The 21082-nt window shown below is 67.9% G+C and carries 18 protein-coding genes; 8 read left to right on the top strand and 10 right to left on the bottom strand.

What is annotated here, in order from left to right:
- Positions 1-15: 15 nt before the first annotated feature.
- The 4 genes from ASG64_RS20940 to clpS all read right to left on the bottom strand — a co-directional run bounded on the left by ASG64_RS20940 (position 16) and on the right by clpS (position 2746).
- Positions 16-654, bottom strand: a complete 639-nt coding sequence (locus ASG64_RS20940) for a rhomboid family intramembrane serine protease (protein WP_056076453.1) — start codon at positions 652-654, stop codon at positions 16-18.
- 61 nt (positions 655-715) lie between these two features.
- Positions 716-1801, bottom strand: coding sequence for a P1 family peptidase (locus ASG64_RS20935; protein WP_156388479.1), 1086 nt, complete (start codon positions 1799-1801; stop codon positions 716-718).
- Positions 1798-2382 (bottom strand): oxidative stress transcriptional regulator AosR, encoded by a 585-nt coding sequence (gene aosR, locus ASG64_RS20930; protein ID WP_042575173.1) that lies wholly within the window; start codon positions 2380-2382, stop codon positions 1798-1800. The genes ASG64_RS20935 and aosR overlap by 4 nt, the downstream gene beginning before the upstream one ends.
- 52 nt (positions 2383-2434) lie before the next feature.
- Positions 2435-2746 carry an ATP-dependent Clp protease adapter ClpS gene (gene clpS, locus ASG64_RS20925; protein WP_042575174.1) on the bottom strand — a complete coding sequence of 104 codons (312 nt, stop codon included), beginning with the start codon at positions 2744-2746 and terminating at the stop codon, positions 2435-2437.
- Between the two features lie 71 nt (positions 2747-2817).
- On the opposite strand from clpS, the gene ASG64_RS20920 reads away from it, so the two are divergent.
- The 3 genes from ASG64_RS20920 to ASG64_RS20910 are packed head-to-tail and all read left to right on the top strand — an operon-like array spanning position 2818 to position 6774.
- The gene (locus ASG64_RS20920; protein ID WP_056076449.1) at positions 2818-4107 is read left to right on the top strand and encodes a nicotinate phosphoribosyltransferase; all 1290 of its coding nucleotides are present in this window, start codon (positions 2818-2820) and stop codon (positions 4105-4107) included.
- A gap of 2 nt (positions 4108-4109) precedes the next feature.
- On the top strand, positions 4110-4664 hold the full coding sequence (locus tag ASG64_RS20915; protein ID WP_056076445.1) for an isochorismatase family protein: 555 nt from the start codon (positions 4110-4112) through the stop codon (positions 4662-4664).
- Between the two features lie 40 nt (positions 4665-4704).
- Positions 4705-6774, top strand: coding sequence for an ATP-dependent DNA helicase (locus ASG64_RS20910; RefSeq protein ID WP_056076442.1), 2070 nt, complete (start codon positions 4705-4707; stop codon positions 6772-6774).
- Position 6775: 1 nt separating this feature from the next.
- On the opposite strand, the gene glgP is transcribed toward ASG64_RS20910, so the two are convergent.
- Positions 6776-9352 carry an alpha-glucan family phosphorylase gene (gene glgP / locus ASG64_RS20905; protein ID WP_056076440.1) on the bottom strand — a complete coding sequence of 859 codons (2577 nt, stop codon included), beginning with the start codon at positions 9350-9352 and terminating at the stop codon, positions 6776-6778.
- Between the two features lie 232 nt (positions 9353-9584).
- Between glgP and ASG64_RS20900 the strand changes: the two genes are divergently transcribed.
- Genes ASG64_RS20900 through ASG64_RS20890 form a run of 3 tightly spaced genes read left to right on the top strand, consistent with a single transcriptional unit; the run spans position 9585 to position 15297 of the window.
- Positions 9585-11591 (top strand): maltotransferase domain-containing protein, encoded by a 2007-nt coding sequence (locus ASG64_RS20900; RefSeq protein WP_056076436.1) that lies wholly within the window; start codon positions 9585-9587, stop codon positions 11589-11591.
- Entirely contained in the window at positions 11588-13804 is a 2217-nt protein-coding gene (gene glgB / locus ASG64_RS20895; RefSeq protein WP_042575156.1) for a 1,4-alpha-glucan branching protein GlgB, read from the top strand. Before ASG64_RS20900 ends, glgB begins: the two co-directional genes overlap by 4 nt.
- Positions 13801-15297, top strand: a complete 1497-nt coding sequence (locus ASG64_RS20890; RefSeq protein WP_235579668.1) for a metallopeptidase — start codon at positions 13801-13803, stop codon at positions 15295-15297. The genes glgB and ASG64_RS20890 overlap by 4 nt, the downstream gene beginning before the upstream one ends.
- Before the next feature lie 10 nt (positions 15298-15307).
- Here the strand turns inward: ASG64_RS20890 and ASG64_RS20885 are convergent, their stop codons facing one another.
- Together ASG64_RS20885 and ASG64_RS20880 are read right to left on the bottom strand one after the other, a co-directional pair.
- Positions 15308-16189: a tetratricopeptide repeat protein gene (locus ASG64_RS20885; protein ID WP_056076433.1), complete on the bottom strand. Its 882-nt coding sequence runs from the start codon at positions 16187-16189 to the stop codon at positions 15308-15310.
- Between the two features lie 69 nt (positions 16190-16258).
- Positions 16259-16651, bottom strand: coding sequence for a DUF3817 domain-containing protein (locus ASG64_RS20880; RefSeq protein ID WP_082518636.1), 393 nt, complete (start codon positions 16649-16651; stop codon positions 16259-16261).
- Positions 16652-16759: 108 nt separating this feature from the next.
- On the opposite strand from ASG64_RS20880, the gene mce reads away from it, so the two are divergent.
- A complete protein-coding gene (gene mce, locus ASG64_RS20875; protein WP_042575158.1) occupies positions 16760-17233 on the top strand; it encodes a methylmalonyl-CoA epimerase in 474 nt (157 codons plus the stop codon).
- A 70-nt stretch (positions 17234-17303) separates the two neighbouring features.
- Positions 17304-18242, top strand: coding sequence for a hypothetical protein (locus ASG64_RS20870; RefSeq protein ID WP_082518639.1), 939 nt, complete (start codon positions 17304-17306; stop codon positions 18240-18242).
- Between the two features lie 11 nt (positions 18243-18253).
- Here ASG64_RS20870 and ASG64_RS22170 read toward each other — a convergent pair whose 3' ends face one another.
- Genes ASG64_RS22170 through ASG64_RS20860 form a run of 3 tightly spaced genes read right to left on the bottom strand, consistent with a single transcriptional unit; the run spans position 18254 to position 20884 of the window.
- On the bottom strand, positions 18254-18574 hold the full coding sequence (locus ASG64_RS22170) for an ATP/GTP-binding protein (protein WP_082518635.1): 321 nt from the start codon (positions 18572-18574) through the stop codon (positions 18254-18256).
- A 23-nt stretch (positions 18575-18597) separates the two neighbouring features.
- On the bottom strand, positions 18598-19302 hold the full coding sequence (gene nucS, locus ASG64_RS20865) for an endonuclease NucS (RefSeq protein WP_042575161.1): 705 nt from the start codon (positions 19300-19302) through the stop codon (positions 18598-18600).
- A 31-nt stretch (positions 19303-19333) separates the two neighbouring features.
- Positions 19334-20884, bottom strand: a complete 1551-nt coding sequence (locus ASG64_RS20860) for an adenylate/guanylate cyclase domain-containing protein (RefSeq protein ID WP_042575162.1) — start codon at positions 20882-20884, stop codon at positions 19334-19336.
- Positions 20885-21082: the final 198 nt, after the last annotated feature.

Below are 21082 nucleotides of genomic sequence, written 5' to 3'. Positions count from 1 at the left end.
GGACGTCGGGAAGTGTCAAGAGAGCCTCTGCTGCACCGTGATCGGCGCCGAACGCTCACGTCGAGCATGACCGGCGAACATCCAGGCGGCCAGAATTCCCGCGAGTGCTCCGAACAGATGTCCCTGCCACGAGACGTCCTCCTGCGTCGGCAGCACTCCCCACAGGGCGCTGCCGTAGACGAACAGAACGACGACTCCGACGAGGAGTTGCTTCATGTCGCGGGCGAACACGCCGCGGACGATGAGGTACGACAACCATCCGAACACCACGATCGACGCGCCCACGTGCAGGGAGGCGGTCGCTCCGGTCAACCACGTTCCCAGTCCGCCGACGATCCAGACGACCGCCGTGACCGCGATGCCCCGGCCGATTCCCGAGAGCATCAGCACGAATCCGAGAACGAGGAGCGGGCCGGTGTTGGCGAACAGGTGGTCCCAGCCGTGGTGCAGCAGTGGGGCGAAGGCGATGCCTTGAAGTCCGTCGATCGACCGGGGACCGATGCCGTGGCGGTCCAGCGCCAGACCGGACGCGACGTCGACGGCTTCGATCACGTACAGCAGGAGGACGAAGCTGCCTGTCACCAGTGCGGCGCCTGCCCACCGTGACCGTCCGCGCGTCGTCGCCGGCGATGCGCCGGGTGTTCCGATGGTCATGGCAGTCCCGTCGTGCAGATCGGTGAGGTGTCCTGGTTCCGACGATACTCGAGCCGTCGAGTCAGGCGTGAGCACTCGGGAAGACGTCGCGATACGTGGGAATGCCCGCCACCGGCGTGGCGCCGAGTACGGCTCGAACGATGGCACGTTCGACGACCACGGCCACGGCGGCACAGAGGGCGTCGAGCACGGCGAGGTCCGGAAGCATCGCAGGATCGTCGGGACCCGAGGAGTCGACTCCCCCTGGGCCGTCGTCGATCGGCTCCGTGCGGCCGGTGGCCAACGCGAAGATCGTGTCGCCGTCCAGCGGGGAGTGCGCCGGACGGATCGCCCGCGCCAGACCGTCGTGCGCGGCGACGGCAAGGCGTCGGCACGCGGGTGCACCGAGGTCGGCATCCGTCGCGACGACACCGATGGTCGTGTTCAGCGAGGTGTCCTTCGGGGCGAGTGCAGCGGCGGCGGCGATGTCGGCGGCATCGGGGTCCCGCAGATCGAGCTCCGGTACGGACGATGCGCCCCACAGGGTTCCGGTCGCGGGATCGAACACGGAACCGACGGGATTGCACACCATGAGTGCGCTCACGGTGAGTCCTGCCGCGGCACCCGACTCGATGAGCATCGACGCACTGCCGACGCCACCTTTCAGCACTCCTGCGCGTGCACCGGTCCCCGCACCGACGCTGCCCGCTGCGTAGTCGGCCGCGGCGTCGGCCGCCGCCGCGTAGCCGAAGTCGGCGGTCGGTCGCGTCGACCAGTCGCCGACCGGAAGATCGAAGATGACAGCGGCGGGAACGATGGGCACCACTCGGTCGTCGCGGCCCATCCGCACCCCGCGACCGCGTTCCTCCAGGAACCGCATGACTCCGTCCGCGGCGGCCAGACCGTAGGCGGATCCGCCGGCGAGCAGCACGGCGTCGACTTTCTGCACGGAATGCGACGGGTCGAGGAGATCCGTCTCCCGCGTTCCCGGTCCCCCACCACGGACGTCGACCGCGGCAGTCATCGGCGCATCGGTCATGACGACGGTGCACCCGGTCGCTCGGCCGTGGCCGTCGACGTCGGGATCGGACAGGGTGACGTCTGCATCGAGCACGTGGTGGTGCCCGACCGTCAGTCCTGCGACATCCGAGAGGAGGTCGCGGATCACGGCATCAGGACCTGGACGAGCGAGTCCTGCATCCAGGTGAGCCAGTGATAGACGTCGAGATGCGGCGCTCGCGGATCGTCCTCCTCGAGCTGGTCGGGGGTATCCGCGTCGATGCCCAGCGTCGTCCCGAGCGCGAGGCGGACGTCGTTGAGGCCGGTCAGCCAGGAATCGGCCTGTTCACGGGTCAGCGCGATCTTGCCTCCGCCCTCGGGAAGTGTCGACAGGATGGTCGCGCCCGCTGCACGTTTGACGTCGATGATCTCCGGCTCGTAGAGGCCGCGCAGAGCGCCGTTCAGATCGGCCTGCTCGGCGAGTCCGTCGGACTCGGCCGAGTCCGCACCCTCCGGGCGGTGGAAGTCGGGGAGCAATCGCGCGAGTGTCGGGTCCTCCGGAGGCCGCGTGTTCCCCGAGCGCATACCGGTCAGCTCCGCGAGGTCGTCCGTCGGTGCCTCGGCGCCTCGGCGGTCGAGCAGGCCGATCACGGACTCGACGAGCGAGCGGAGCACGGCCACTTCACGGGGGTCCATCTCGGACTTGAACTTGACGCCGCTCAGCGCGTTCTTCCGGGTCCACATGCGCACGACGACGGTCCTTCCAACGATCACGGGGTAGTTCTCTTCGCGAGCCGACAGGTCAGATGTCGTGCTGCATGGTGGCCCACAGGCCGGCCGCGTGCAGCTTCTGCACGTCGACTTCCATCTTGTCGCGATCTCCGCTCGAGACCACGGCCTTGCCCTCCGAGTGCACCTGCATCATCAGCTCGGTCGCCTTGTCCTTGCTGTATCCGAACAGCTTCTGGAAGACGTAGGTGACGTAGTGCATGAGGTTGACCGGGTCGTCCCAGACGATGGTGACCCACGGGGTGTCCGTCGCCGTGTCCTCCGCCACCGCCACGTCCGCGTCGGGGGTGGCCTGCGGAAGTGTCGCGGTGAGATCCGAAGCCATGGGTTCGAGGATACGGCGTGACGATGTCACCGCGGACACGACACCGATCCACGGGTGGGATCTAGGGTGGCCTGGTGACGTCAACAGCGCTGTTCACCGATCAGTACGAGCTGACCATGTTGTCCGCCGCCCTTCGGGACGGTTCCGCGCACCGGTCGTGCACCTTCGAGGTGTTCGCACGCCGGTTGCCCGGTGGACGGCGGTACGGCGTGGTGGCGGGTACCGGCCGCTTTCTCGACGCTCTCCGGGACTTCCATTTCGGCGAGGCGGAGCTGGACTCGCTGACGTTCCTCGACCCCGACACGCTGGCGTGGCTGCGTGACTACCGGTTCGGCGGTGACATCGACGGCTACCGGGAGGGCGAACTGTTCTTCCCCGGCTCCCCCATCCTCTCGGTCCGCGGCACCTTCGCCGAGTGCGTGATCCTCGAGACGCTGGCGCTGTCGATCTACAACCACGACAGTGCGATCGCGGCCGCCGCGGCCCGCATGGTCAGCGCGTCCGACGGCCGACCGTTGATCGAGATGGGCTCACGACGCGCCCACGAGGAAGCCGCGGTGGCCTCCTCCCGCGCCGCGTACATCTGCGGTTTCTCCGCGACGTCGAACCTCGAAGCGGTACGCCGGCACGGCATTCCCGGCGCCGGAACCAGCGCCCACGCCTTCACGCTCCTGCACACCGACGCGAACGGTCCCGACGAGGCCGCTGCCTTCCGGTCGCAGATCGCCGCGCTCGGCGTGGGCACGACCCTCCTCGTGGACACCTACGACATCACCGCGGGCGTCGCGACGGCCGTCGAGGTGGCCGGACCGGAACTGGGCGGAGTGCGCATCGACTCCGGCGATCTCGGGGTTCTGGCCCGCCAGGTCCGTCGCCAGCTGGACGACCTGGGCGCGACCGGCACCCGCATCGTCGTCTCCGGTGACCTGGACGAGTACGCCATCGCCTCGCTGCGTGCGGAACCTGTCGACACCTACGGCGTCGGCACCTCGCTGGTCACCGGATCGGGCGCACCGACGGCAGGCATGGTCTACAAACTCGTCGAGGTCGACGGCATCCCGGTGGCGAAGCGCAGCTCGCACAAGGAATCGCGGGGTGGCCGCAAGCGCGCGGTGCGGCTGGCGCGGCGGACCGGAACCGTCGTCGAAGAGCTGGTGCTGCACGCCGACGCGGCGACACCGGCCTCCGATCCGTACACGGTGCGCGAGTTGTCCGTACCGCTGGTACGAGGGGGCGAGGTGGTCGAGCGCAGCACCGTCGAGGACGCCAGAACGCTCGTCGCGGACGGCCTCCGGTCGCTGCCCTGGGAAGGCCTCGGCTTGTCCCAGGGTGATCCGGCCGTTCCGACGGTATTCTCCTGACCGTGGGTACAGCGCTCGTGGTGGTCGACGTCCAGAACGATTTCTGCGAGGGCGGGTCACTGGCCGTCGAGGGCGGTGCGCGCGTCGCCGCGGCGATCACCACTCTGATCGCCGGGTCCACCTACGACGCCGTCGTCGCCACCCGCGATCACCACATCGATCCCGGCGCACACTTCTCCGACACCCCCGACTACGTCGACAGTTGGCCGCCGCACTGCGTCGTCGGCACGCCGGGGTGCGACTTCCATCCCGATCTCGACCTGTCCTCCATCGAGACGGTGTTCTCCAAGGGCGAGTACGACGCTGCCTACTCCGGCTTCGAGGGCGCTGCGGACGACGGTGCGCGACTCGCAGACTGGCTGCGTGCCCGCGACATCGACGCGGTGCACGTCGTCGGCCTGGCCACCGATCACTGTGTACGGGCCACGGCGCGCGACGCCGCGAAGGAAGGCTTCGACACCACCGTGCTGGTCGACTACTGCGCTGCCGTGTCCCCGACCACCGTGCCGTCAGTACTCGACGACCTCGCCCGCGACGGTGTCCGCGCCAGCAGATGAGGTGAGCAACCGCGACGGTGGCGAGCGGTAGCCTTCCACGGTGCCGCCGAAGTCCCCGAAATCCCAGAAGTCTGATCTGCCCACCGTTCCCAGCCTGCTGAGCACCGCGGTCACCGCTCTCGGCGGCACCGAGCGGACGGCGCAGCTCACCATGGCGTCGGCGGTGGCGCACAGCATCGACACCGGCGAGCATCTCGCGGTCCAGGCGGGCACCGGTACCGGTAAGTCCCTGGCCTATCTGGTCCCGTCGCTCCGGCACGCGGTGACCTCCGGCAAGACCGTCGTGGTCTCGACGGCCACGATCGCGCTCCAGCGTCAGCTGGTGGACCGCGACCTTCCTCGCCTGTCGAAGGCCCTCACCACCGCGCTCTCTCACGAGCCGAAGTTCGCGATCCTCAAAGGGCGCGGCAACTATCTGTGCCTGAACAAGCTGCACGGCGCCCCGTCCGAAGCGCCGGAGGACGAGCTGTTCGACGCGTTCGCCGTCTCGCGACTCGGCCGCGAGGTCAAGCGCATCACCGAGTGGTCCTCGGACACCGAGACCGGTGACCGGGACGAGTTGAACCCCGGCGTGTCCGATCAGGCCTGGCGGCAGATGAGCGTGACCTCACGCGAATGCCTGGGCAAGTCGCGCTGCCCGTACGGCGAGGACTGCTTCGCCGAGATCGCGCGCCTCGACGCCGGCCGAGCCGACGTCGTCGTCACCAACCACGCGATGCTCGCCATCGACGCGATCACCGGTATCGCCGTCCTGCCGGAACACGACGTGGTGGTCGTGGACGAGGCCCACGAACTGGTGGATCGCGTGACCTCCGCCGCCACCGCCGAGATGTCCGCCACCGCGGTGGGCGCGGCCATGCGTCGATGCGGGAAGCTCGTCGAGGACGAGATCCTGGACCGCCTCGCCGGCGCCGCCGAGGGGTTCGCCGCACTGCTCGACGAGCTCGACGGCGGACGCTGGGAAGAGTTGCCGCACGGCGGTTCCCAGACCATCGCGAGCATCCGCGATGCGGCGTGGGCCGTCCGTACCGCGATCGGCCCGGCGAAGCAGGGCGCCGCCGCGGCCGATCCCGACGCCGCCGCCGCACGGACGGCCGCGCTGGCGGCCATCGACGACGTGCACGACACCGCGGTGCGCATCCTCGAGACGTTCGAGGAGTCGGACCCGGCCAAGCGCCGCGACGTGGTCTGGCTGTCGGTCGACGAGTTCCGCGGCGTCGTCAAGCGGGTGGTGCGGGTGGCGCCGCTGTCGGTGGGCGGTCTGCTCCGGACTCGCCTGTTCGCGGAGTCGACCGTGGTCCTCACGTCCGCGACGCTCACCGTCGGCGGCTCGTTCGACGGGCTCGCCGTCAACTGGGGACTCCCGGCGGCCAACCCCACACGTGTCGACGCCGCCCTCGCCACCGGGTCCGAGGCGCCGTCCGACGCGGACACGTTCCGCTGGAACTCCCTCGACGTGGGTTCGCCCTTCGACCACGGCAAGGCGGGAATCCTCTACATCGCGAAGCACCTGACCGCCCCCGGTCGTGACGGCACGTCGCCGAGCCAGTTGGACGAGATTGCCGGGCTGGTCTCCGCGGCGGGCGGTCGGACGCTGGGACTGTTCTCCTCGATGCGCGCCGCCAAGGCCGCGGCCGCGGAGATGCGGGAACGGCTCGACACCCCGGTGCTGTGTCAGGGCGACGACGCCACCGGCGCGCTGGTCGAGAGGTTCGCGAAGGACGAGGCGACATCGCTGTTCGGCACCCTGTCGTTGTGGCAGGGCGTCGACGTTCCGGGCCGCTCGTTGACGCTGGTGATCGTCGACCGCATCCCGTTCCCCCGGCCCGACGATCCGCTGCTGGTCGCACGCCAGCGCGCGGTCGAGTCGCGGGGCGGCAACGGCTTCCTCGCCGTCGCCGCCAACCACGCTGCTCTGCTGCTCGCTCAGGGAGTGGGCCGACTGCTGCGCAGCGTCGACGACAAGGGTGTCGTCGCGGTCCTCGACTCCCGCCTCGCCACCGCGCGGTACGGCGGCTACCTGCGGGCGTCGCTGCCGCCGTTCTGGGAGACCACCGACCCGGAGATCGTGCGCAAGGCACTCACCCGCCTCACCGCCGACCCGGCCTGAGTCAGCCCACAGGTCCCGCGACGCGTCCCAACTCGGCATCTCCCGCGAGCAACGCGTGGTGGGGCAGCACCCGCACGGTGTAGCCCACCGATCCGGACAGCGGAAGCGTCGTCGTCACGGTGAACCGTTCTCCGCCCGACGCGCCACCCTCGTGCGTCATCGGAACGCTGACCACGTCGCGGAGTTGCTCGTCCTGATCGACGTGGCCGAACACTGCCTGCACGGACACGTCCGAAGAACTGAGCCCACCGAGAGCGACCGTGGCCGACAGCGTCAGCGACGATCCGAGTACCGGCGTGTCGGGCAGCCCGTCGGCGTCCACGTCGGTCACGGTGATGTCCGACCAGGCGGAGTCCACGCGTCGGCGGTATTCGGCCAACGCCTTCGCTCCGGCGTAGTCTTCGGTGATCACGGCGGCACCCGCCCTGGCGGCCGGACCGTAGTACTGCGCCGTGTAGTCGCGAACCATCCTGGACGCCAACACCTTCGGACCCAGCGTCGTCAAGGTGTGCCGCACCATCTCGACCCAGCGAGCCGGCAGGCCGTCGGCGCCGCGGTCGTAGAACTTCGGCAGTACCGACTTCTCGAGCAGTTCGTACAGCGCTGCCGCTTCGAGATCGTCACGCCTGTTCTCGTCCACGATGCCGTCGGCGGTGGGGATGGCCCAGCCGTTCTCGCCGTCGTACATCTCGTCCCACCACCCGTCGCGGATGGACAGATTGAGTCCTCCGTTGAGCGCGGACTTCATGCCGGATGTACCGCAGGCCTCGAGAGGACGGAGCGGATTGTTGAGCCAGACGTCGCAGCCCCAGTAGAGGTAGCGGGCCATCGACATGTCGTAATCGGGGAGGAACACGATGCGGTGCCGCACGTCGTGCTGGTCGGCGAAACGCACGATCTGCTGGATCAGCGCTTTGCCGCCGTCGTCGGCCGGGTGGGACTTGCCGGCGACGACCAGTTGCACGGGACGCTCGGGGTCGAGCAGCATCGCGCGCAGGCGTTCGGGTTGACGCAGCATCAGGGTCAGCCGCTTGTACGTCGGCACGCGGCGCGCGAAGCCCACGGTGAGCACGTTCGGGTCGAACACGTCGTCCGTCCACGCCAGTTCGGCGTCCGTCGATCCGCGTTCGAGGCTCGAATTGCGCACGCGCCGACGCACTTCCGTCACCAGCTCGGCGCGCAGAGCCGAGCGCGTCTCCCACAGTTCGGCGGCGGGAACGTCGACGAGCTGCTCCCACCCGCGCGCTTCCTCCATGCTGTCGGATCCGACGGTCCGCTTCGCGAGGTCGAGCCAGCGCGGCGACGCCCATGTCGGCGCGTGGACACCGTTGGTGACCGAGCCGATGGGGACGTCGGACGAGTCGAAGCCTGGCCACAGCTCGTCGAACATGCCTCGACTGACGATGCCGTGAAGCTTGGACACACCGTTGGCGCGCTGCGCCGATCGCAGACCCATGTGCGCCATGTTGAACACGGTCGGGTCGCTCTCACGGCCCAGCTCGAGGATGCGTTCCATCTCGATGCCCGGCAGGAGCGAGGAGTCGGCGGTGCCGTCCCCGAAGTACAGCCGGACCAGATCCGCGGGGAACCGGTCGATGCCGGCGGGAACGGGCGTGTGGGTGGTGAAGACGGTGGACGCTCGCACCGCCGCCAGCGCGGCGTCGAAGTCGAGGCCGTCGACGTGCAGCTCGCGGATGCGTTCGAGACCGAGGAAGCCGGCGTGACCCTCGTTCATGTGGAAGACGCTCGGCGCCGGCAGCGAGTGGTACTCGGTGTAGGCGCGCACGGCCCGGACTCCGCCGACGCCCGCGAGGATCTCCTGCTTGACGCGATGATCCTGGTCGCCGCCGTACAAGCGGTCCGTCACGCCGCGCAGTTCCGGGTCGTTGTCGGCGATGTCCGAGTCGAGCAGCAGCAGCGGAACACGGCCGATCTGCGCAATCCAGATGCGCGCGCGCAACACACGACCGCCGGGCATGGCCACGTGGACCAGGACGGCGGCATCGGACTCGTCGGTGAGCAACCGCAGCGGGAGCCCCTGAGGGTCGAGCGACGGGTACCGCTCGGCCTGCCAACCGTCCGCGGTCAGCGACTGGCGGAAATAGCCGGACCGGTAGAGCAGGCCGACGCCGATGAGCGGCAAGCCCAGGTCGGACGCGGCCTTGAGGTGGTCGCCGGCCAGGATTCCCAGGCCGCCCGAGTAGTTGGGCAGCACCTCCGAGACACCGAACTCCATCGAGAAGTAGGCGATCCCGACGGGTAGGTCCTCGCCCGCGTCGACCTGCTTCTGGAACCACCGCGGCTGCGCGAGGTAGAGGTGCAGGTCCTCGACCAGGTCGTCGACCCGCCGGACGAACGCGTCGTCCTCGGCCAGTGTCTGCAGACGCGAGGCGTGGACCTCACCGAGCATGCGGACGGGGTCGCGGTCACCACTGACCCACAGCTCGGGATCGATGCTCTCGAAGAGCTCCAGCGTCGGCGGGTGCCACGACCATCGCAGGTTGACGGACAATTCGGCCAGCCCGGACAGACGAGGCGGGAGTTGTGCGCGGACGGTGAACCTGCGGAGGGCTTTCACGATTCCGAAGACTACTGCCGGGAGAGCTCGCGCACGCCGGAAAAGCGTTTGCAGAACTGCCGTGCGGGTACATCACGCACGAGAGATCCGAGGATGCTCCGTGCCCTCACGTCGGGTCGCGGTCGTGCTCTCGGTCGGTTCCGAGAAAGACCGAGCCGGTTCGTCTACGGTTGAACTTCAGGCTCAGCCCGACACCATAGAACTGGCGACAACCAGCAGAAAAGGGGCTTCGGTGACAGGCCGTATCGGCATCGACGACGTACTACCCAACACATCGTCCGGTAAATATCCCGCCAAGGCCGTTGTGGGAGAAACTTTCCCGATCACCGCCGCGGTGTGGCGGGAGGGACACGACGCCGTCAACGCGACGTTGGCGGTCCGCGGGCCCGGCCAGGGTAAATCGGTTCACATCCCGATGACTCCCGGTGAACAGCCCGACATCTTCCACGGAGTCTTCACTCCGGACACCGAAGGTTTCTGGATCGCACGCGTCGAGGGGTGGGGCGATCCCATCGCCACCTGGATGCACGCGGTCGAGGCCAAGCTCGGCGTCGGCCAGGGGCCGGCGGAACTGGCCAACGATCTCGAGACCGGGGCACGCCTGTTCGAGCGCGCGACCAAGAACGTGGACCGGGCCGACAAGCCCCTCCTCGAGAACGTCGTCGCGGCGCTCCGTAGTGACGCGCCGCTGCCGTCGCGGGTGTCCCCGGCGTTCACCACCGAGGTGCGCGAGCTTCTGCACGCGAAGCCTCTGCGCGAGCTGGTGACGCGCGGCGAGGCCATCAACGTGTGGGTCGACCGGCGCGCGGCGCTGGTCGGCTCCTGGTACGAACTGTTCCCCCGCTCGACCGGCGGGTGGAACGACGACGGCACTCCGCGACACGGCACGTTCGAGACCACGATCGGCGCACTCCCCCGCGTCGCGGCGATGGGCTTCGACGTCGTGTACTTCCCGCCGATCCATCCGATCGGCAGAGTGAACCGCAAGGGCCGCAACAACACTCTGACCCCCGGCCCGACCGACGTGGGCTCGCCGTGGGCCATCGGCGCCTCCGAGGGCGGGCACGACGCGGTGCACCCGGAGCTCGGCACGGTCAAGGAGTTCCGCGCCCTGGTGACGGCTGCACGCAAGCTCGGCCTCGAGGTCGCGCTCGACCTGGCGCTGCAGTGCGCACCGGACCATCCGTGGGCGAAGGCTCATCCGGACTGGTTCACCGTTCTCCCCGACGGCACCATCGCCTACGCCGAGAACCCGCCGAAGAAGTACCAGGACATCTACCCGGTCAACTTCGACAACGATCGCAAGGGCATCTACGCGGAGGTGCTGCGCGTCGTCAGATTCTGGATCAGCCAGGGAGTCAAGATCTTCCGGGTCGACAACCCGCACACCAAGCCGCCGGACTTCTGGGAGTGGCTGATCGCCGAGGTGAAGAAGACCGACCCCGAGGTCCTCTTCCTCGCCGAGGCGTTCACGCGTCCCGCTCGCCTGTACGGGCTCGCCCGACGCGGATTCACACAGTCCTACACGTACTTCACGTGGCGTGTGGCCAAGTGGGAACTGACCGAGTTCGGTCAGGAGATCGCCGCGAAGGCCGATCTCGGGCGTCCGAACCTCTTCGTCAACACTCCGGACATCCTGCACGAGAGCCTCCAGATTGGTGGCCCCGGCATGTTCGCGCTGCGGGCAGCCCTGGCCGCGACGCTGTCGCCGACGTGGGGTGTCTACTCGGGTTACGAACTCTACGAACATGTTCCGGTCCGCGAGGGCAGCGAGGAGTATCTCGACACCGAGAAGTTCGAGTTGCGTCCCCGCGATTTCGAGGGAGCCCGCGCACGCGGAGAATCTCTCGAGCCGTGGTTGACCACGTTGAACGCGATCCGCAAGGCGCACCCGGCCTTGCAGCAACTGCGCAACATCCATTTCCACAGCATCGACAACGATGCGCTGATCGCGTACTCGAAGTTCGATCCGGTCACCGGCGACGCCGTGCTGGTCGTGATCAACCTGAACCCGTTCGGTGCCGAGGAAGGCACCGTCTGGATCGACATGCCGGCCATCGGACGCGACTGGCAGGAACACCTGACCGTCACCGACGAGGTCAGCGGCCAACAGTTCCAGTGGGGCCAGGCCAACTACGTCAAGCTCGAGCCGTGGCGCTCGGTAGCGCACATCCTGGCGCTTCCGCCCGTCCCGTACTCCCTCCGCACCGAACTCGCTTTCCGGAAGGAACAGTCATGACGGAACGCACCTCCCCCGGTTCGGGGTCCGACACGCTCGCCGCACCGAGCGGCAACGACCTGTCGCTGCTCGCACGCGGCCACCACCACGATCCGCACTCCGTGCTGGGTGCGCACCCGGTGCCGGGCGGGACCGCCATCCGCAGCCTGCGTCCCAACGCGCTCAGCGTCACCGCCCTCATCGGCGGGAAGGAATACGAGCTCTCTCACGTCGCCCACGGTGTGTTCTCCGCCGAGGTGCCGGTGGAGGATCTCGCGGACTACCGTCTGCGCGTGGAATACCCGGGTGGCCACACCGTCACCGTCGCGGACGGATACCGGTTCCTGCCCACGCTCGGGGAACTCGACCTGCACCTCTTCGGCGAAGGCCGTCACGAGCGGCTGTGGGACATCCTCGGCGCGCACACCCGCAGCTACACCACACCGGACGGCACCGTCACCGGAACGTCGTTCGCCGTCTGGGCGCCCGGCGCCGTGGGCGTCACCGTCGTCGGTGAATTCGACGGCTGGGGCGGACAGACCTGGCCCATGCGAGTTCTCGGCACCACCGGTGTGTGGGAGCTGTTCGTTCCCGACATCGGCGCGGGCACGCTGTACAAGTTCCGCGTGCACGGCAAGGACGGGTCCGTGAAGGACAAGGCCGACCCGATGGCATTCGCCACCGAGGTTCCGCCGTCCACCGCGTCGGTCGTCAACCACTCCACGTACGAGTGGAACGACGACGAGTGGATCACCGCGCGAGCCGAACTCGAACCTCACCGCGCCCCGATGAGCGTGTACGAGGTGCACCTCGCGTCGTGGCGTCCCGGCCTGAACTACCAGGAACTGGCGGAGCAACTCTCGGCTCACGTCCGCGAGACGGGCTTCACGCACGTCGAGCTCCTCCCGGTCGCCGAGCACCCGTTCGGCGGATCGTGGGGTTACCAGGTGACGTCGTACTACGCGCCGACGTCACGGTTCGGTTCCCCCGACGACTTCCGTGCCTTCGTCGACCTGTTGCACCGCGACGGCATCGGCGTCATCGTGGACTGGGTTCCCGCGCACTTCCCCAAGGACGACTGGGCCCTCGCACGGTTCGACGGCTCCCCCCTCTACGAGCACGGCGACCCGCAGCGCGGCGAGCAGTTGGACTGGGGCACCTACGTCTTCGACTTCGGCCGCACCGAGGTGCGCAACTTCCTCGTCGCGAACGCCCTCTACTGGATCGACGAGTTCCACATCGACGGACTGCGTGTCGACGCGGTCGCCTCGATGCTCTACCTCGACTACTCGCGCCCCGAGGGCGGATGGTCGCCGAACATCTACGGCGGTCGCGAGAACCTCGAGGCCGTGGCGTTCCTGCAGGAGATGAATGCCACCGTCCACAAGCTCCACCGCGGTGTCGTCACCGTGGCGGAGGAGTCGACGTCGTGGCCCGGTGTCACCCGGCCCACCAGCGTCGGCGGACTCGGCTTCAGCATGAAGTGGAACATGGGCTGGATGCACGACACGCTCGGCTACGTCGGGCGCGACCCCATCCACCGCGCGTACCACCATCACGAGGTCACGTTCTCCCTGGTCTACGCATGGAGCGAGAACTTCGTCCTCCCCATCAGCCACGACGAGGTCGTCCACGGCAAGGGCACTCTGTGGTCCCGGATGCCGGGCGACGACTGGGCGAAGGCCGCAGGACTGCGCGGAATGCTCGCGTACATGTGGGCTCACCCGGGCAAGCAGTTGCTGTTCATGGGCCAGGAGTTCGGGCAGACGGCCGAGTGGTCGGACGAACGCGGGCTCGACTGGTGGGAAATCGGTGACGACGGCGTCGGCGCACTGCACCGCGGTGTGCAGCAGCTCGTCGGTGACCTCAACCGCACCTACGTCGCCGGGCCGGAGTTCTGGACGCAGGACGGCTCCCCCGACGGCTTCTCGTGGATCGACGCGAACGACACGGCGAACAACGTGCTGAGCTTCCTGCGCTACGGCGACGACGGATCCGTCAGCGCGTGCCTGTTCAACTTCTCCGGCTCACCCAAGGGCGACTATCGTGTCGGATTACCCGAGCCGGGTCGCTGGGTCGAGATCCTGAACACCGACGCGGAGGTCTACGGCGGTTCGGGAGTCGGCAACCTCGGCGAGGTAACGGCAACGGAGCATTCATGGCACGGTCGACCGGCATCCGCCCGCGTCGCCCTGCCGCCTTACGGAGCGATCTGGCTCAGACTGGAGAGATGATGGTCGGGGCTCGCGTCGATATCGATGGATCGACTCGACGCGGGCCTCTCCGCACCTTCGGTTCCACGAGCCTCCTCGCGCTGGCCGCGGTCACGGTCCTGTCCTCGTGCGGGTCCGTGATCGACGGCACCGCCGTCTCCATCTACGACGACCCCTTCACCGTCGCCGGCCTACCCGTCACCGACGGTCCGTCCGGTCCCCGTCCCGGCGTCGGTCACGCCCAACTCGACGTCGTCGGCTTCGCCGGGACCGAGACCGACCTTCTGGCCGCCGATGCGGTGGACGACATCCAGAAGTTCTGGCGCACCACCTATTCGACGCTGTTCCGCGGATCGTTCCAGCCCATCCGGTCACTGGTGTCGTGGGACTCGTCCGACGAACCCGGCGAGGGTCCGATCTTCTGCGACGAAACGACGGACGGCCTGGCCAACGCGGGGTACTGCTCCCTCGACGACAGCATCGGCTGGGACCGCGGCGTCCTTATGCCCGCGATGGTCGACGCCTTCGGCCCCATGTCGGTCGTCATGGTGTTGGCACACGAGTACGGACACGCCGTGCAGACGCAATCCGGACTGATCGGCGACGACGATCCCACGATCGTCGCCGAGCAGCAGGCCGACTGCTTCGCCGGCGCCTTCATGAGGCACGTCGCCGAGGGCGACTCGACACACTTCACGCTCAACACCTCGGACGGACTGAACGACGTCCTCGCCGCAACAGTCGCGGTGCGGGACGTGGATCCGAACGATCCGGATTCCGTGCACGGGTCCGCCTTCGAGCGCGTCACCGCCGCTCAGATCGGGTTCACCGACGGCGCCGAGTCGTGCACGCGAATCGACGAGAAGGAGGTCGAATCGCGGCGCTCGACTCTGCCGCGACAGTTCGACAGCCCTCTCGATACCGGTGAGCTCCCGGTCACGCGTGACACGCTCGAGCAGTTCGCGAAGACCTTCGAACAGGTCATGCCGACGGATTCACCTCCGACGGTGGACTACTCGGGTGCGGACACCGGATGTCCCGACGCGGACACCACCGAACCGGTGTCGTACTGCCCGTCCACGGACACCATCGGCATTTCCGTCGATGCGCTGGCAGATCGTGGACGCCCCACCGAGATGAGCGACGACGCTATCGTGCCGGTGGACGTCACCGGCGATTACGGCGCCTACGTCCTCTTCGTCTCCCGCTACGTCCTCGCGGTCCAGAAGGACGCCGGCCATTCCCTGACCGACGCGCGCACCGCCCTGCGGTCGGCCTGCCTGTCCGGCGCCGTCACGGCAGCGCTGAGCCCGACGGATCCGACCGTCGCGGCCGGACTGGCGGTCACGCTCTCCCCCGGCGACCTGGACGAGGCGGTGTCCGGACTGCTGTCCGACGGACTCGCGGCCAGTGACGTCGACGGGCGCACGGTCCCCAGCGGCTTCTCGCGTGTCGACGCGTTCCGCTGGGGCGTCCTCGGCGGCAAGGACGCGTGCGACGGGCGTTACCGCTGACGAGAACCGGTCAGTAGAGAGCCGTCGCAAGCTTGCGTCGTGCAGCTACCACCAGCGGATCCGCCGGGTCGAACAGCTCGAACAATTCCAGAAGCCGGGCCCGTGCGCGGGCACGGTCGTCCTCGCGTGTACGGGCGACGAGGGCGATGACCCGAGCGAACGCGTCCTCGGTCCGCTGCTGGTACAGCAACGAGTCGGCAGCCTGCAGACCCAGGTCGACATCGTCGGGAGCCGCGTCCGCCTTCTCCAGGACGCCCTCGGGCAGATCCTGGATGCGGGCGAGGAACCTAACCTGTCGGACACCGTTCAGCGCCTGCTTGTTGGCCGGCTCGGCATCGACGATGTCCTGGAACGCAGCCTCGGCCGCAACGAGATCCCCGTCGGCGAGAGCGTTCTCGGCCGCGTCGAAACGCGGGTCCTCGGGCTCGGGCGCGGGGCCGTCGGCTCCCGCGGGTCCGGTCAGTTTGCCCTCCACGGCGCGGGCGATGGCCGCGAGCCATTCCCGCAGGCTCTCCTCCGGCTGCAGACCCTGGAGATCGGCGAGCGGCTGTCCGGCAGCCACGGCGACAAGGGTGGGGATCGCCTGGACGCCGAATGCCTGCGCGATGCGCGGATTGACGTCGACGTCCACGTTCGCCAGCACCCACTCACCGTTGCCCTCGACAGCGAGGGCCTCGAGCGAGGTGGTGAGCTGGAGCGACTGCGGGGAGCGCGGCGAGAGCAGGTTGACGATCACGGGGACCTGGCTGGACCGCACCAGCACCTCGGGCTCGAAGTCCAGCTCGGTGACCGTGATGGACACCGCCAGACCGTTCTCGGCGGTCGGAGGCGGAGGGCCTGCGGCGGCCTGCGCCTTGGCCTTGAGCGCGGACAGGTCGACGGCTCCGGACATGGCGGCGGCCGCAGCGGCGGACGGGCGTACTGGGGGACGAGATCCGGGTCGAGTCACGCCGCTATTTTGTCACTTGTCGACGCGCTGTGGTGATGCGGGCACAGCGGTACGGACCAGCCGTCCGGTCCGCGACGCCCACACCTCGAAGATGATGGTCCCGAAGGGCGGGATGCTGGCGAGCAGTGCCACGACTGTCAGGCCCTTGCTCCAGCGCAGAGCAAGTGCCGTCAGGACGGTCACGACGAGGTACAGCACGAAGACCGCACCATGCAGCATGCCGGGGATACGGACACCGCTGTCGATGTTCGGGTCCGGCACGTACTTCACGGCCATCCCGATCAGCAACGCCACCCAGGTGATCGCCTCGGCGATCGCCACGATCCGGAACCACCGGACGATCGGTGGAGCGACCGCCGGGCTGTTCGCGGAGGTGTCGGTGCTGGAAACACGGTTGTCGGCCATGCCCCTATTCTGCCGTAGGTCGTCACTGGGCTGTCACCAACGGAACAGGGCTTCGATTGTGACTCACACCACCGATACACCCGGCGCGAAAAGGTCTAACGTCAAAGCATGACGAGCACCCAGGAGACCACGGCCACGGCAGATGCGGTGTCGGCCGGTTTGGTCACCGCCATCGATCACGTCGGTATCGCGGTCCCGGATCTCGACGCAGCCATCGAGTTCTACCGTTCGCATTTCGGCATGACCGTGACCCACCGTGAGGTCAACGAGAGCCAGGGCGTCGTCGAGGCCATGATCTCCGTGCCGGGAGCCGACAGCGGTGCCGCTCAGATCCAGCTGCTCGCGCCCCTCGACGAGTCGTCGACCATCGCGAAGTTCCTCGACCGCAACGGCCCGGGACTCCAGCAGCTCGCCTTCCGGGTGAAGGACGTGGAGGAAGTCGCAACGTTCCTGCGCGACCGCGGCGCACGGCTGCTGTACGACGCTCCCCGTCGCGGCACTGCCGACTCGCGCATCAACTTCGTCCATCCCAAGGATGCCGGCGGTGTGCTGGTGGAACTGGTCGAACCTGCCGCACACTGACCCGCGTATCTCGGAGACCGGGTCGACGACCCGACAGCAATAACGGGGCGCGTGACGGTAAGTTGTGCCCATGGCCCCAGAGAACGTCACCGGTAGCAGCTCCCTGCCTTTCAGCATCGCCCGCAAGGGATATGACAAAGACGAGGTCCAGCGGTATTTCGAGAGGTTCGACGCCGAACTCCGGGTGATCTCCACCGACAGGGATGCCGCAGCGGCTCAGGCCCGTGATCTCGCGGTCCAGCTCGAGGACGCTCGCGACGACATCGACGATCTCCGTAAGGACATCGACCGTTTGTCCGTTCCCCCCACCACCGCGGAGGGCATGAGCGACCGCATCTCCAGGATGCTGCGCCTCGCCTCCGACGAGGCCTCCGAGGTCCGCGCCAAGGCCGAGGCCGAAGCAGCCGAGACCGTGTCCATCGCCGAGCAGGACGCGGCGCGTATGCGCGGGGAGTACGAGGGCCTGGTCGCCGAGCTGAAGGACCGACGGTCCGCGCTCGAGACCGAGCAGGAACAAACGCTGGCCGAGGCCCGCACCACGGCCGCGCGCATCATCGAAGAAGCCCAGGCAGAGCGCGATCGCCTGGCGGCAGAGGCCGAGAAGAAGCGGGCCGCAGCGCAGGAAGACTTCGAGATCACGATGGTGGATCGCCGCACCAAGGTGATGAACGCCGTCAACGAGCTCGAGGCCGATTCCAAGGCGGAGGCCGAGCGCAGGCTTGCCGACGCCACCGCGGAGGCCAAGCGTCGACTGCAGGCCGCCACCGAACAGTCCGAGCGGCGTATCGCACACGCGAAGGAACTGGCCGAGGAGCTCCGAGTTCTGCGTGGCCGAGTCCTGGCGCAGTTGCTGGGGATCCGCGGGCAGCTGGATTCCGTGCCGGCCATGCTCGCGTCGGTCAACCGCGAGAGCGAACTGCTGGACGCGCCTCTCGCCCCGGACGACCTCGAGATCGATGAGACTCTTTTGGACGACGAGGAGTCGGACACGTCCGTCGACGCCACGTAAACAGGGCGGGCTCAGGACCAGCGGCGAGTGAGGCCTCTGGTCCTTCGGCCGGACCAGCAGCCCGTGTGCCAGTGTCGACGGTCGTCCGCTCCCCCGATGCGATCGGACGGCCACACCACGACGTGCGCGACACCGGGAAAGATCTCCTGGTCGCATCCGGGGCAACGGTAGTGCTTGGTGGCTCGCGCGCCGGGGACGGGACGGACTACGTACTCCTCGTCGCCGTCGAACGCGGGCCCGGCCTCCCTGCGGGCAGTCGAGTTCCCGAACGTCGGAGCAGGCCGGTCCGCCCGTCCCGAGCGGCCGGTTCGCTGATTGTTACGCCGCGGCACAGCTCCGATCGTAGGCGACCGTGTCAGAACAATCTGAAGTCGGACGACTCGATACCGCGCAGCGAATCGTAATCGAGTGTGAGGCACCGAATCCCGCGGTCGTGCGCGAGCGTTTTCGCCTGAGGCTTGATCTGCTGGGCCGCAAACACCCCTCGTACCGGAGCGAGCAGCGGATCGCGGTTCAGCAGTTCGAGGTAGCGCGTCAGTTGCTCGACGCCGTCGATGTCGCCTCGACGCTTGATCTCCACCGCGACCGTCGCACCGTCCTCCGCGCGACACAGCAGGTCCACGGGGCCGATCGCCGTCGGGTACTCCCGGCGCACCAGCGTGTATCCGTCTCCGAGGGTGTGCACGTGCTCGGCGAGCAACTCCTGAAGATGCGACTCGACGCCGTCCTTGGTCAAGCCGGGATCGATTCCGAGCTCGTGGCTGGTGTCGAGCTCGATGTCCTCGATGGTGATGCGCAGTTCTTCACCGGCCTTGTTGGTCACGACCCACAGCTGCCGATCCGCCGGAACGACGTCGCCGTCCGCGGGGAGCGCCTCGGCGGGGTTCTCGACCAACCAGCACGGCGGCGTCATCCAGTTCAGCGGCTTGTAGGCCCGATCGTCCGCGTGGACGCTCACCGATCCGTCGGACTTGACGAGTAGCAGACGCTTCGCCCACGGCAGATGGGCCGTCAAGCGGCCGACGTAATCGACCTGACACCGAGCAATGACCAGACGCACGGGCCAACCCTATCGACCGGGTTGGGCAGAGTCAGGCAGGGGTCGCGAGCTGCGTCTCCTCCGACCGCCCCCTCAGGGTCACGCTCTTGCCGAACGACCACTCCTCACTCGACTGGTCGTGTGCGTGCTCCACCGTGCGTGCCGACGCCACCAGACGTCCGTCCGCGGTCTTGGCGAGCTCGGACAGTCGTGCAGCCTCGTTCACCGGATCACCGATGACCGTGTACTCGAACCGCTGCTTCGCGCCGATGTTGCCCGCCACTGCACGGCCCGACGCGATACCGATGGCTGCTTGGCAATCCGGGACCTCGAGCTCGAGGCGCCGCATGATGGCGCGTGCCGCGTTCAGTGCCTCCCCGCAATGATCGTCGAGATCACCGGGTGCACCGAAGATTGCCAGTGCCGCATCACCCTCGAACTTGTTGACGAACCCGTGGTGCTTGTCCACCTCGTCGACTACGACGTCGAAGAAGCGGTTCAGCAGGTCGACGACCTGAGCCGGCGGCTGCGACGACGCCAGCTCGGTGGATCCGATCAGATCGATGAAGAAGACGGCGATGTCCCGCTCCTCCCCGCCGAGCTCCGGATTGCTCTTGAGCGCCGCCTCCGCGACCTCCATGCCGACATGGCGGCCGAAGAGGTCCCGAATCTTGTCGCGTTCCGCGAGCCCCTCGGCCATCCGGTTGAAACCGCTCTGCAGTTCTCCGAGTTCCGTGCCGTCGTACACGGACACCCGAGCGTCGAGGTTGCCCCGTTCGACCTCGACCATCGCCGAGCGCACGTTGTCGATGGGCGCCGTCGTCGCCAGGCCGCCGAGCAGTGTCAGTGCGAAGCCGAACAGGAACGTGATCCCGCCGAGCGACAGGATCGCGACGGCGAACTGATCGGCCGTCGTGTCGTCACGGATGAAGGACGCGATCGCGATCACCATCAGACCAGCCACGGGGACACCGGTACCCAGAAGCCAGGACAGCAGCGATCGGCCCATGACGCCCGCGAGGCGGATGCGACGGAGATCGCCGGCCTCGAGCGCACGCGCCGCGGCAGGGCGTAGCGCGAACTCGGTGAGGAGGTAGCTGAACGCACACACGGTCGCACCACCGAACGCGATGGTGAAGGCGACCTTGGGAATGGAGTTCGGATCGATGATGCCGTCGGCCGTCGTCACGATCGCGAGCCCCGCGATCCACAAACCGATCTGCAACCGGGTGAGCCGCCACGGCATTGCCAGCGTGCGCTTCTGCTCCTTGCGCGTGGGGACGCGATCCTCGATGGCCCAGCGAAGCCCGTTGACCGTGCGCTTGGTTCCCCAGACCACCCCGATGACGAACGCCACCACCAGGTAACACGGGATCAGAATGAAGTTGACCCACCAGTACTCGCGCGGTGTGACCACATCTGGTCCCGGCACGACCACGCTGATGAGTGCACCTACGATGACGGCACCGATTGCGTTGGCGCCCAGCAGGAAGACAGTGAGCAAAACTTGCACCCGGATACGCCGGCGACGCGGGGATTCCTCGGTGTGCCCGAGCAGCGGGGAACCGAGGGGTGATATCGAGCGTCGTGGTTTCTGCGGCATTATGGGTAAGAGACTATCCCGGCGCGAACACGACGGAACTCTGCTTGATCGGACTGTGTCCGGACACCCGTACCCGTGAATGCAGAAAGCCCCCCGACCTGTGGTCGGGGGGCTTTCTGTGAAGGGTTGTTCGGCGGTGTCCTACTCTCCCACACCCTGTCGGGTGCAGTACCATCGGCGCTGGAGGGCTTAGCTTCC

This window comes from Rhodococcus sp. Leaf247, from assembly GCF_001426185.1.
In the GTDB taxonomy this organism is placed as follows: Bacteria; Actinomycetota; Actinomycetes; order Mycobacteriales; family Mycobacteriaceae; genus Rhodococcoides.
Note: the sequence above shows the minus strand (reverse complement) of the source record. Positions and strands in the feature narration are given on the sequence as shown.